Below are 13,349 nucleotides of genomic sequence, written 5' to 3' on the forward strand. Positions count from 1 at the left end.
CGGCCCCCCCCCCCCCCCCCCCGTCCCGCCCCCCCCCCCCCCCCGCCCCCGGCCCCGCCCGCCCCCCCCCCCCCCACCCCCCCCCGCGGGCGGGGGCCCCCCCCCCCCCCCCCCCCCCACGGCTCTCTCCTGCACACCTTCTTTGGAGTATTCGTGTCCAGACGTTCACCAGGCGGAGAATTCCGCCGGCGGGTGCCTTTGGCAGCCGCCTTGGCCCTAGCCCTCGCGGTGCCAGGGTCACTCACACCAGTCGCGTCCGCAGCCGACCTCCCTGGCGCCCCGAAGATCGCCAAGCACAAGGACGCCAAGGTCCACGCGATCAACACCGCAGGGGCCAAGGCCGCCCGCGAGCAGGTTGCACAGAACAGGGCCGAGAACAAGGTCCAGGCAGAACGGGCCCGCATCGACGCCAAGGCCTCGTGGCCGAAGGCTGCCACCCTCGTTCAGGACGCCTCCTCCAGGCAGGCTGACACCCGCCCGTTGGTTGACGTACGGCCCACCGCGCGGCCGAAGAGCCCACTGCTCCTCCCTGCCGTCCCCGCCGGCCCGGTCGCGCCGGTACAGGCCGGTTCAAGAGGGAAGTCCACCGTCAAGGTTCGCGAGCAGAAAGCGGCCGAACGCGCTGGCATCACCGGCGTGCTGTTCTCAGCGACGTCCGACGGTTCCGGCTCAGTACAGATCAGCGTGGACTACAGCAGCTTCGCTTCGGCCGTCGGCGGCGGCTGGTCCAACCGCCTCAGCCTCGTCAGGCTCCCCGCCTGCGCACTGACCACTCCGGAGAAGGCGGAGTGCCGCAACACCACACCATTGCCCTCGGCAAACAACCTCAAGAACCAGACCGTGACGGCTGAGGTCGCCTCGCTCCCCGTCGGGTCGACAGCAAAGTCCAAAGCCCCGAATGCCCAGGCCCCAGCTGTCTTCGCGGTGATGGCCACGGACGCCGCCTCGGCCAAGGGCGGCGGCGACTTCAAGGCGACCCCGCTCTCCGCTTCCTCCAACTGGGAGTCCGGTTCCTCCAGCGGCGCATTCTCCTGGTCCTACCCCATTGCGGTACCATCCGCCGCCGCCGGACCCGCCCCGTCGCTCTCGTTCTCGTACAACACCGGCAGCATCGACGGCCGGACTGCGAACTCGAACAACCAGGGCTCCCAGGTCGGCGAAGGTTTCGACCTGACGTCCTCGTATATCGAGCGCAAGTACGGATCCTGTGACGACGACGGGCAGAAGGACAAGTTCGACCTCTGCTGGAAGTACGAGAACGCCTCGCTCGTCCTCAACGGAAAGTCCACCGAGCTCGTCAAGGACGACACGACAGGCAAGTGGCGACTCAAGGACGACGACGCCTCCCAAGTGACATGGGAGACAAACGCGGACAATGGTGACGCCGACGGCGAGCACTGGAAGATCGTCACCGGTGACGGCACCACCTACTCCTTCGGCCTGAACAAACTGCCGGGTGCAGGCGCCCAGCGCACCAACTCCACCTGGACAGTCCCCGTCTTCGGTGACGACGCCGGCGAGCCCGGATACGCCAAGGGCTCTGCCTTCACCGATCGGCACGAAAACCAGGCCTGGCGGTGGAACCTGGACCTCATCCAGGACGTCCACGGCAACGCCGCAAGCTACTGGTACGCCGCGGAGACCAACAACTACCCCAAGAACGGCGACAAGACCAAGCTCCTCCCGTACACCCGCGGCGGCACCCTCTCTGAGATCCGCTACGGCCAGCGCGTCGACACCCTCTTCACCGGCACCGCCTCGCAGAAGGTCACCTTTGGTTACAAGGAGCGCTGCCTCGCGGCGAACTGCGACAACCTGACCAAGGACACCTCGGACAACTGGCCCGACGTCCCGTTCGACGCGATCTGCGCCACCGGAGCCACCGACTGCCGGGCGACCGGCCCGGCCTTCTTCACCCGCAAGCGCATGACCGACGTCACTACCTCCGTCTGGTCTACCGCGCTGGAGCCGGACAACTATGCCCCGGTCGACATCTTCGACCTCGCCCAGGAATACCTGGACCCGGGAGACCTCGGTGACACCAGCGACCAGACCCTGGTCCTGAAGTCCATCAAGCGCACCGGCAAGAACGGAGGGACCGCCGAGGTCCCGCCCGTCGACTTCACCTATCACATGCGCCCAAACCGTGTGGACGCCGACGGCGACGACATCGTGCCGCTCAACCGCCCGCGCATCAACACGGTCACCTCCGAGACGGGTGCGATCACCACCGTCACCCTTTCCGACCCGCAGTGCGTGCGCGGCACCAGAATGCCGGTCGCCGAGGACGACAACTCGCTCTCCTGTTACCCGGTGTACTGGCCGATCAACGGCGGTGACCCGGCACTCGACTGGTTCCACAAGTACAACGTCAGCGCCGTCACCATCGCCGACCCTGCTGGCCAGAACGACCTCGTCGAACACTCCTACACATACGAGAACCCGGGCTGGCACTACAACGAGGACCCGCTGACCCCCGAAAAGGATCGCACCTGGTCCGACTGGCGGGGCTACGGCAGGATCACCGCTTACACCGGAGCCACCGACAAGACCCGTTCCAAGACCGTGAAGGTCTTCATGCAAGGCATGCATGGAGACAAGCGCAAGGGCACGGGGTCCACCCGCACCACTGCCGTCGTCGCCACACCGGTGCCTGGACTGACGGTCCCTGACATCAACGACGACAACCAGTACCGCGGCTTCCAGCGCCAAGAGATCACCTACGACGGCGCCACCCCCCTCTCCGTCTCCGTCACCGACCCCTGGAGCAAGGAGACCGCGAGCCAGCAGAAGTCGTACGCCAACACCAGGGCCCACTACGTCCGCCCGGCGACCGGGTACGGGCACACCTTCCTTGCCGCCTCCAACACCTGGCGCACCATCCGTACCGGCAACACCTACGACGACTACGGCATGCCGACGCACACTTCGTCGGAGGGTGACACGGGCAAGGCCGGCGACGAGACCTGCACCCGCATCTGGTACGCCCGCAACGACGCAAAAGGCATCACGAGCCTGACCTCCCGCACCCGCACCGTCGGAGCCCTGTGCTCCGTCACCGACGACAAGCTGACCCTTCCGGCCACATCGGCGACCCGCGGCGACGTCCTCGTCGACACAGCCACCACCTACGACGACACCGCCGCCACCGCCTGGACCGCGAACCAGACCCCGACCCTGGGGCTGCCCACCTGGACCGGCCGCGCGCAGTCCTACCCGGCAGCGAACGGCACCGCCGACCGCAACCCGGTGGGCAGCATCGGCTGGCAGACCGTCAAGAAGATCACGTACGACACGGCGACGGCCAAGCTCGGCCGACCGCTGACTGCTACCGACGCGGCCGGGAACACGACCACTACCAGTTACACGCCCGCCGCAGCCGGACCGCTGCAAGTCACCGTGGTCACCGCACCGAAGCTCGCCTCCAACGGCCAGCAGCACAAGGCGTACACCTACATGGACCTGCGCGGCTCGACCGTGCGCTCCATCGACGCCAACATGGCCTCCACCTACAACACATACGACGCACTCGGCCGCGTCACCGCAACCTGGCTCCCCAACCGTGGCCAGTCCCAGTCCCCGAACGTCAAATACGGGTATCAGCTGACCCGCGGCACGCAGCCCTGGACCTCTGTCGGCACGCTGGCCGCCGACGGAACCTACAAGACGTCCTACTCAATAACCGACGCCCTGCTGCGCCCGCTCCAGACCCAGACACCGTCGCCGAACGGCGGCCGAGTCCTGACCGACACGCGCTACGACTCGCGCGGTCTGGCCTACGAGTCGTACGCAGATATTTGGGATAAGGACAAAGCACCCGAGGGCACCTACGCCCGCGCCGAGTACGGCAGCACCCCGGTCCAGAACCAGACCGTCTTCGACGGCCTCGGCCGCCCCGTCTCCTCATCGCTCCTCGTCTACGGAGTTAAGAAGCAAACCACCTCCGCCAGTTACACCGGTGACTCGGTCGCCCGGACGGCGGTCCAGGGCGGCACGGCAAGCCGCACAATCACCGACGCCCTCGGGCGGACGACGGAGACCCGCACCTACGGCGGGACGACGCCGAACGACCCGGCCTACGGCGGTACTGCGCCTGGCACGCCTTACACCAGCGTGAGCCACACGTACACGTCTGACGGCAAGCAGGCGACGGTCACCGGCCCCGACAACGCAAAGTGGACCTACGGCTACGACCTCTTCGGCCGAACCGTCTCCACCACCGACCCCGACAAGGGAACGGGCACCACCACCTACACCGCCCTGGACCAGACCGCTACCACCAAGGACGCACGCAACACGGTCCTGGAGTACGGCTACGACGAACTCGGCCGCAAGACCGGTCTGTGGAAGTACCCGAAGTCCGACGTCAACAAGCTCGCGGCATGGACTTACGACACCGTACGCAAGGGCTCCCCAGTCGACTCCGTCCGCTACGAGGGTGGCCTGACGGGCAAGGCGTACACCAAATCCGTCATCGCCTACGACACCCTGGGGCGGCCCGCGACAACCCGCCTAACCCTCCCGGCCGACGACCCGCTCGTCACTTCAGGCGCCATCACCGCCACCACCGACCAGACGGTGACGTACCGTCTTGACGGCACCCCGAACACCGTGTCCGCGCCGGCGGTCGGCGGCCTGCCCGCCGAGGCCGTCCAGGTCAGCTACAACGCCTACGGCCTCCCGAAGGGGCTCTCCGGCGCCACCGATTACGTCCAAGACGTGGCCTACTCCCCGCTCGGCGACGTCGATCAGCTCACGCTGGCTCGCTCTTCGGCGGCAGGGGTCCGCAAGACCTTCGTCGGCAACACCTACGAGGACGGCACCAGGCGTCTCCTACGGTCCACGGTCAACGACCAGACCCACACCGGCATGCTGCAGGAGCTCACCTACAAATACGATCAGGCCGGCAACGTCCTGTCGATCTTCAGCTCGGCCCCGCTCAGCGGCTTCACCAAGGCCGACAACCAGTGCTTCACCTATGACGGCCAGCGCCGTCTGACCGATTCTTGGACCCCCAAAACCGCGGACTGCTCCACCGCCGGCCGCACCGTCGCCAACCTGGACGGCGCGGCCCCGTACTGGACCAGCTATACCTACACCGCGTCAGGCCAGCGGGCCACGGAGCAGACCCACACCGGCACCCCGCAGACGCGCACCTACTGCTACAGTCCGGCCCGCCCCCACGCCCTGACGGCCACCACAACCGGCGCCACCTGCACCGGCGTCACCCCCCAGTACACCTACGACGCCACGGGCAACACCACCAAGCGTGCAGAAATCCCCGGCAGCACCACCTCTCAGGCTCTCGCCTGGAGCCCGGAAGGCAAGCTCGGCAAGCTGACCGAGGGCACCACCGCCACCGACTACGTCTACGACGCGGAAGGCCAGCTCCTCATCCGCCGCGACGCGACCGGCGAAACGATTTTGTACGCGGGGGCCAGCGAGGTCCATCTCAAGGGCGCGAAAAAGTGGGCAACCCGCGCCTACCTCATCGGCAGCACCAAAGTCGCGGTCCTGACCAACGAATCCGGCACCGCCAAGCTGAGCTACGTGGCCGGCGACACCCACGGCACCTCGTCGCTGACCGTGTCAGCAGACGACGCCCAGACGGTGTCCAAGCGGTACACCACCCCCTTCGGCGCCGCGCGCGGCCCAGCGGCCGCGAACTGGCCCGACGACAAGCGATTCCTGAGTAAGCCGGAAGACACGAACACCGGCCTCACCCACGTCGGCGCGCGCGAATACGACGCCAGTCTCGGTCAATTCGTCAGTGTCGACCCGATCCTGAGCCTCGACCAAGCGGAATCACTCAACGGCTACAATTACGCCAACAACAACCCCGTCACCTTCAGCGACCCAACTGGCCTTTGCATCCCCAGGGACGACGCGCGTGGCGGATGCATGCCGCCAACCCGCCCCCTCGAGAGGGAAGAGGGTTCCTCCTCTTCAATCCCGGTTCCCCCTCTTCCCGGAGCAACAGGGAACAAGACGACACGACATGATCAAGCACGAGACCGGGCAATCACTGAAATACAGGCAGAAGTGGCCCGACTGGGAATCCAGGATTTCCAGATCTTCACGAGCCAAAGAGTTCCTGGAGCCAGTAAGGCTTGCATGCGGCCGGGCGCTGGCGCGAAGGCTGGCGCGAACTGCTCCTACGGGACTCCAGACATTCTTGGATATGACCCGAACAGTGGCGTCTACTACGTGTGGGAAGTAAAATCGGCAGGAGAGGCCAAGAAGGCGGTTCCTGAGGCGGAATGGTACGTCAGCCGGATGCGTGCCAATGGAGATCAGGCTGTACTTGGTTGGACCATTGGTGGTCCCTACGACGTCGGGAACGGGGATAAGGTGATCGGGCCGGCCGAAGGTGCCGTGATCTACGGCCGACCCAACAATAAGAGTTACAAAAAGGTCGTTTCAACGAGCCCTGCTGCTGTTGCCCAGCAGCAGCCGGGATTGCCGGTTCCTACGCCTTCGGCTGGTCCCGGTCCCGGCTACTATCCCGGCACGGTGTACCAGCCAGGGATGGGGACGTTGCCCCAAGGCCCGTCCGCCGGCTTTTCCCCCCTCTTGGCCGTTCCAATGATTGTGGTAGGCGCAGGGATCGCGATCGGCGGAGGGGCGGAGGTTGCGGCTGGCACAGCTGTTACCGTGGGCGTGGCAGCGATGTTCGATCTCGCCGCTTGACGACATCAAAGGCGTGAATTGATCCGGGGTCGGCGGTGCTACTTCAGGGCATTGATAGTTAGCACCGCCAACCCCGGAAACAAATAAGTGAGGTATTTAGGGACATGCACCCTTTGGACGCTCTGATTCGGGAGTATGTCACTCCTGTTGCCAAGGCCGCCGGATTCAGGAAGAATGGGCGCACTTTCTGGATGGCCGGAAGTCGCCAAGACTATGTCTTGTTCGGGTTCCAGGTGTATGCAGTAGACCCTGAAGCCGTTGTTTTTGATGTGGAATTCCATGCCGTTCCGGAGCCCTACTGGGATTGGCTCAACCGAGGCCAGCAGCCTGCCGGCAAGGTGCCCAACTCTTCCGGTGCGTTGATGACGGGGCGATTTATTCCCCCTGCTTCTGTGGCCCACCGCCCCGGTGACGGGATGCCGTTTCGGGCGCGATGGGCCCTTCGCCCGGGAGAAGAGCAGACGTGCGGGCGAGTGCTGGCCGAGACGCTGAGCACGGAATCCTTGCCGCGAATCCAGCCTCTGGTTGATAGAGCTCATCTGCTGGAAGTCGTACAATCCCGCGACGTGTCTCTCATGAAGCGCATGACACCTACCCTTCGCGAAATCGTGCTTCGGATCGACGACATCCCGGCACCCGACCTCGCCGATCTTCTGGCTGCTGCCGAGTCATCTGGAGCTCCGGCAGCCTTTGTGCTTTGGGCGCGCGAAAGGCGTGCGGCCCGAGAGGGAAGCTGACTCGGTACCTTCACCGCTGGCAGCCAGGGCCTCTCAGCCCACTAGGGCCTGCTTTGGGGGCCGGTCGAGGTCAGCAGTGTGACCCGGCCCCGCCCGAACCAGAACCCCGGCACCAGCTGGGGCAATCGGCGACCGACCGTCACTGTGAGCGTTCACGTTTTTCGGCTCTGTCGGGGATCTTGTGATGTCGCAGGGCTGAGCTGGGCAGTCTCCGGGTGTGCGTTTCAGGGGTGTTGGGGCGGTTGTTGCCGCATCTGTCCGGTGTTGTCATCGAGTCGATCAAGCAAACGGCGGGGGTCGTAACGCTTCGCGCGGGGTGTCAGACGTCTCCGGTGAGATGCCCGGGATGCGGTATGCCGTCGTGGCGCGTGCACGGCCGGTACGTCCGCCGGCTCGGTGACGCGCCCGTGGCCGGCAGCCCCGTGGTCATCGAGCTGACCGTGCGCCGGTTCAAGTGTCTGAGCAGTTGGTGCCCGGCCGTGACGTTCGCCGAGCAGATCGAGGGACTGACCAGGCCACATGCCCGGCAGACGCAGGTGCTGCGGTCGATGCTCGCCTCGATCGCTCTGTGCCTGGCAGGCCGTCCCGGCGCCCGCCTGGCCGCGGCCCTCGGGATCCGCATCGCCAAGGACGCGCTGCTGGACCTGCTCCGCTCGGTTCCGCAGCCACCAGTTGGAGCCGTCAGATTCCTGGGAGTGGACGACTTCGCTCTGCGCAAGGGCGACTCCTACGCGACGATCCTGGTTGATCTGGAAGCCCGCCGCCCGGTCGATATTCTGCCCGGCCGGGACGCCGAGCCACTGGCCGCATGGTTTCGCCGCCATCCGGAAGTAGAGGTCATCTGCCGGGACCGGGCCGGCGCCTACGCGGAAGGGGCTCGAAGCGGTGCCCCGCAGGCGATGCAGGTCGCCGACGCCTGGCATCTGTGGCGAAACGTCGCGGATGCGGTGGAGAGAACGGTCGGCTCTCACCACGGTTGCATCCAGGCCGGGTTCGCGGCGACCCCGGTCATGGCGGAGGCAACCGCGAGGGACCTGGTCGCACCGGAGCCGTCCAGGCCGGTGGCCGTCCCGTTCGTCCCGCCGGACGGCACGCTCGACGTCAGCGGCCAACCCCGGCCTCTGGTGGCCCGCACCACAGAGAGATACGCGGCGGTCCAGGCACTGCTGGCCGAGGGAAAGTCCCTGGCGGCGATCGGCCGGACACTGCGGCTGGACCACTCCACCGTCCGCCGTTTCGCCCGCGCCGCCAGCCTCGACGAACTCTGGCCAAAGCCACCGGACGACTCTCCGTGCTGGACGAGCACAAGCCCCACCTCCACACCCGCTGGCTGGAGGGCTGTCACGACATTCCCCAGCTCCACCAGGAACTGCGCGAGCGCGGACTCACCGGGAGCGTCCAGTGCCTCCGCCGCTACTTCCGCGCCTTCAGACCTCCCCGCCAACCAGGACGGAAGCAGCAGCCGGTGTCCCGGCCGCGGCCCAGGCCGGCCCCGAAACCCCGACGCGTCGTCCGCTGGATCATGACGAACCCCCAGCACCTCGCGGCCGCCGACGCTGCGGAACTGAAGGAGATTCGCACCGCCTGCCCTCACCTCGACGCCGCCGCACGGCACGTCCACAACTTCGCCGAAATGCTCCACGACCGCCGCGGAGACCAGCTTCCCGACTGGATGGAGCGAGTTCTTGCTGACGACCTCCCAGCCCTGCACTCGCTGGTCAGTGGCCTGCGACGCGACTTCGACGCAATCACCGCAGGACTCTCCACACCGTGGAGCTCCGGCCAGGTCGAGGGCCACGTCACCCGCGTCAAGCTCATCAAGCGCATGGCCTACGGCCGAGCCAACCTCGACCTTCTGCGCCAACGCGTACTCCTCGGCCCATAACCCGGCGACATCGCACGATCCCCGGCAGAACCCGACTTGCCCCAGGGGCCCGTCCAGCTGGAGCTAGTGACTCGTCTCCTCAGAGGTCGACGCGATGCTCGGCAGCCGATGGGTTATCGACGGAGCCGTAGCGCAGGACGACATGCGCTGGCCGGAACGGCAGGTCGTTCAGGATGGGCGCCATGACGGCGAAGAGTGCGTCGGCGTCCGATCCGTAGGCGTAGAGGGCGACCTCGCCGCCTCCGTACTCGTTCCCGTCGAACTCGCCGACGTCGGCTTGCTCGATCGCCTCGGTCAGGAGGGACTGGGCCTGGCGGACGGCCTCACGCTGGGTTGGATCGCCGAGGCCAGCGTCGGCCAGTCGGTAGTGAGCGATGACGGCATGCTCAACGTCGGTTTCCGCTTCGTCTGTGTCGGCCATACGGGAAACGTTCTCATCCCGAACCGACATCCTCGCCGGCCTGGCCCTGCGGGACGCGGAGACCTCGACCTCCTACACCAACAGGTACTGCTCGACCCGTGCCCCTGCGACATCACAAGATCCCCGACAGAGCCGAATTACGCGAACGTCCACAGGCTGGGCGCTCATCGACGGTTCCTCCCGGCGGCAGGTTGTACCGCAACGGTACGCGGGCCAGGTCGCCACGGGTGCGGGTATGGGACAAATCCCTTCTCGGGCCAGGGTGCACGGATGCCGGTGCGGGGCTGGACGGTGAGGGTCTCCTCGTGCCGGTCAGTGCCGCACCCAGCAGCCACGGATTGACGGTGCCCTGCGCCATGGACCGGGTCGCTCCCCAGGATCGGACGCCACGAGGTACGAGCGGAGCGCTGGGTGGGTAGTACGGAAGGAGGTCGGCTAAGGGGGGAACTTGTGGCGACTGCGATCATCGGCTCGGCGCCCTGGCGGCAGGCGCGATGCAGCACCTCGTCTCGCTCTCCGCTCGCCGGGACCGCGGCCGGCAGGCTCTCGCCGCTGCGGTGGCCGGGCTGCTCGGCGCCGCGACCGACCATCGCCGCCACCAGTACCTGAAGCATGCACAGCGCAGGGAGGGCACAGCCCCTGACACTCCCGAGGCTCGGGCCGTGCGGTGGGAGGCGAAATCGGTGATGCCAAAGCACTGACCGCGTTGACACTCGCAACCGCCGACCCGGAACTCCTCCGTCTAGCAGGCGAGCTGGTGACCGCGTCTCGTGAGGTAGGCGACCCCGCCCACAACGACCGTCCCACCATCCCTGGTTCAGTGCCCCGGGCCAACCAGGCCCACGCCGCCTTGCGGTCAGCAGCCGCCCAGCACCTGAGGCGATCCCGACGCTGACCAGCCAGTGTGCCTGGAGCCTGGCCACTGCTCAGACTCCGGCGGCGATCCCGGGTATCGCGGCCCCGCCGTTGCGCCTCTCGCAGGTGCCCTGCGCCACAGACTGGTCCGTCCCCAAGTTCCTGGCGCTCTCACCGGTACCGCGGCCAGGGGATGTCTTCGGGTCGCCCTTCGGGGTGGGGGCGGCCTCCCGGCCGTGGGCCCCTCAGCCTCCCAGGCGCAGCGCACGCCCGATCCGGGTCATGCGGCCGCTGTTGGGGGCCGCGGCCGTACGACGGCTCGTCCCGCCGGCGGGGGCGCGAGGAGGTGTCCAGGTCGCGAGGGTGCAGGCGCTGGCCGCCGATGGTGCCGCTGGCCTTGTCGTGCGTCGGAGTCCGCGTCCGGAGCCCAGACCCGTTCCCTGCTTGCCCGCCCGGCGCGGCGGGAGAGCGGTGAGATTCTGCTTCTGGAGGGCCGCGACCCCGGTCCACAGCGCCATCCAGCCGCACGGTGACCAGCAGGTAAGGGCAGTGCCGCCGAGCAGGTGGCCTGTCACGCCGCCGTGGCGAGCAGGGCTGCTGTGGTGGCCTCCAGAGCGACGAGACCACGCACAGCACGGTCCGGGTCGAACGCGTACAGGGCTGTGCACGCGTTCCGGACGGCTTCGGAGCGGTAGCTGGCTCGGCCCCGGTGGCGCCGCGAGCCACTCCAGCCCGGCGAGGGCCCGGCTTCGGTGGGCGGCGTCCTGGCGGGCGATGCCGATGAGCGCGCGGACACCTTCGGTCTGCGCGCTGGCGTCCGTGCTGGAGTGCGGGCGGCTTGCTCGAGGTCCTCGTGGGCATGTGTCATCCGGGCAGTGCAGCAGTCGGCGCCGACAGCCCGCAGGGCGTCCCGCAGAGGTTCGCCCGGAGCTGTGGTCGGGGGTTGCGGGGTCGAGGCCGGAGCAGGAGTGAATGCTGCCGACCGGGGCGGTGACCGGCGACGTGTGACGGCTGCCGGAGCCCTACCCGCGGTCGACAACGCCACGGGGCTGGGAGCAGCCCGTCCGAGGACGGCGGGCCGCGTCCGCGATCACCGCCGCATCCTTCGCGTCGGTCTTCGCCTCTCCCGGATACAGATCAGCAATCCGCCGCATCGCCAGTCCGGACAGGTAGGCGACCTCGCAGCCCGCGTCGCGGGCGACGCTCAGCGGCAGGGCGCCGATCGAAGCGGGCTGGTCCACGATCACCAGGACAGTGCCGAACTTGGCCTTAAGCTTGTCGAAGACGGCCCGCAGCTTCGGCTCGCTGTTGGGCATCGGCTTGTCGAAGACCTTCTTCCCGGCCGGCGTGAGCCCGTGGCCGTAGTGGGCCGTCTTGCCGACGTCCATCCCGAGGAAGACGCCTATGCCTTCGGTGTCTAACATCGCACCCTTTCGCAGGTGTTGACCGTGCCGGCCTCGGCGTTGGCACCGTGCTCACGCATCCACGTTATGCAGACCTGCCGCCCGCGAACTGCCCGGCATTGCACCAGGCCGGACGGTGGCCGGGTCTCTCATCAGCGTCTCCGACGGCACCTGCCGGACCCGGCGACACCCCCCAGGTAATCTGTTCGACAGAGGGGACACAGTAATACCGGGCCCGGAGGCCAGCGGTCCCGTTGCAAGACCGCGAACGCTGAACGCGCGACGCCCAAGACTGGCGCCCACTCCGCACACAGGTGCATGGCCCAGAGCTTCCCTTTCACCGCCCCGCACGCACTCGACGTCTGCCCTGCGGGAGGCGCCCGGGGCGGAGGGCCCCTCTTCACCGTCTGCTTCAGAGGTGGCGTGCGGGCTGTATGGGGCGGCGGCCTGCCCTTCGTGCCTGTGGCCCGCACAGCGGGAGCCCCGGAGGCGGTCTCAGCCTCCTGGCCTCCGCCACGGCCCGCAACCTTGATTCGGCCCAATTCTGGAAAACCGGCGGGAGCACCCATCAACGCTCTGCAGCGCACGCATGGGCAGCCCCAGCGCTGTCAGCGACGCTTGAGCCGACTTGGTGTGATGGCCCCCGCCACAGAGCGGGGGCCATCAAGGCCTATGCATCAACTGTGTCTCCGGACAGAGAGTGAGCTCCTCCACGGAACATGAAGGCTCTCCCGTGATGGCGAGATCGCAACAGGATCGGCCGCGCGGGTTATTTCAGTCGCTTTTTAGCAGTTGCGACTTCCCCTATCCGCTTTTACTGAGATAACTGCGGAATTCCCCCCGCGCTCAATACCGCACGTTAGACGCATTTTCATTCTTCAGTGCGGCGAGCAAGTTTTCTGCGGGCCAGTATTCGCCGCAGTTCGGCAGGAATGTCTGACTAAGTCCGCCATAGCCGGAGTTGTAGTAGACCCTATAGCTTGCAGAGCATTCCCCATTCGATGCAGAAGCTGACGCATTCTTCAGCGTCCGGTTAGAACCGGAAGCACCTCTACAGGTGTTGTAGAGGTTGGACATCAAGCCAGCGTCGAAGACGAAGCGTGCGAATATCGCACCGTTGGGTGAATATCCTGAATGGTCCGGTATGCTCCTGTTGGTCACAAAGCACGAACTTGTCGCGTACCACGTCTGCTCGCCACGACTGTCGTAATACAACGCAAAGCAGTAGCTGTTGTTGGCGGAGGTGCACTCGTCGGCGGAGTACGTCGTCGCAGCCTGAGCATTGGGGGCTACGAAGAATGCGACAGAAAAAGCAAGGAGGCCAGCGAACGACGCGCGCAGCATTCTCGAAATCATTT

General features: G+C 66.8%; 6 protein-coding genes and 1 pseudogene. 4 read left to right on the forward strand and 3 right to left on the reverse strand.

Translation table 11 applies throughout. From position 1 onward, the window contains the following. Positions 1–153: 153 nt before the first annotated feature. The 4 genes from ACGFZK_RS35340 to ACGFZK_RS35355 all read left to right on the forward strand — a co-directional run bounded on the left by ACGFZK_RS35340 (position 154) and on the right by ACGFZK_RS35355 (position 9,312). A complete protein-coding gene (locus tag ACGFZK_RS35340; protein WP_393852926.1) occupies positions 154–6,690 on the forward strand; it encodes an RHS repeat-associated core domain-containing protein in 6,537 nt (2,178 codons plus the stop codon). 113 nt (positions 6,691–6,803) lie between these two features. Continuing rightward, complete coding sequence (locus tag ACGFZK_RS35345) at positions 6,804–7,427, forward strand: DUF4304 domain-containing protein (RefSeq protein WP_393852927.1); 624 nt, start codon at positions 6,804–6,806, stop codon at positions 7,425–7,427. A 230-nt stretch (positions 7,428–7,657) separates the two neighbouring features. Then, positions 7,658–8,953, forward strand: a complete 1,296-nt coding sequence (locus tag ACGFZK_RS35350; RefSeq protein ID WP_393852928.1) for an ISL3 family transposase — start codon at positions 7,658–7,660, stop codon at positions 8,951–8,953. Continuing rightward, positions 8,950–9,312, forward strand: coding sequence for a transposase (locus tag ACGFZK_RS35355; RefSeq protein WP_393852929.1), 363 nt, complete (start codon positions 8,950–8,952; stop codon positions 9,310–9,312). Before ACGFZK_RS35350 ends, ACGFZK_RS35355 begins: the two co-directional genes overlap by 4 nt. 79 nt (positions 9,313–9,391) lie before the next feature. Here ACGFZK_RS35355 and ACGFZK_RS35360 read toward each other — a convergent pair whose 3' ends face one another. The 3 genes and pseudogenes from ACGFZK_RS35360 to ACGFZK_RS35370 all read right to left on the reverse strand — a co-directional run bounded on the left by ACGFZK_RS35360 (position 9,392) and on the right by ACGFZK_RS35370 (position 13,335). Beyond that, positions 9,392–9,733 carry a hypothetical protein gene (locus tag ACGFZK_RS35360; RefSeq protein ID WP_393852930.1) on the reverse strand — a complete coding sequence of 114 codons (342 nt, stop codon included), beginning with the start codon at positions 9,731–9,733 and terminating at the stop codon, positions 9,392–9,394. Positions 9,734–11,661: 1,928 nt separating this feature from the next. Continuing rightward, positions 11,662–12,012, reverse strand: a pseudogene (locus tag ACGFZK_RS35365) (IS110 family transposase); the annotation flags it as partial. 825 nt (positions 12,013–12,837) lie between these two features. Then, positions 12,838–13,335, reverse strand: coding sequence for a hypothetical protein (locus ACGFZK_RS35370; protein ID WP_393852931.1), 498 nt, complete (start codon positions 13,333–13,335; stop codon positions 12,838–12,840). Positions 13,336–13,349: the final 14 nt, after the last annotated feature.

Source organism: Streptomyces sp. NPDC048257 (assembly GCF_043201855.1).
Taxonomy (GTDB): domain Bacteria; phylum Actinomycetota; class Actinomycetes; order Streptomycetales; family Streptomycetaceae; genus Streptomyces.

Bases quoted from the DNA above. Each gene is read 5' to 3' on its own strand.
- ACGFZK_RS35360 (WP_393852930.1), bottom strand. From the start codon at position 9,733: ATGGCCGACACAGACGAAGCGGAAACCGACGTTGAGCATGCCGTCATC.
- ACGFZK_RS35355 (WP_393852929.1), top strand. From the start codon at position 8,950: ATGACGAACCCCCAGCACCTCGCGGCCGCCGACGCTGCGGAACTGAAG.
- ACGFZK_RS35370 (WP_393852931.1), bottom strand. From the start codon at position 13,335: ATGCTGCGCGCGTCGTTCGCTGGCCTCCTTGCTTTTTCTGTCGCATTC.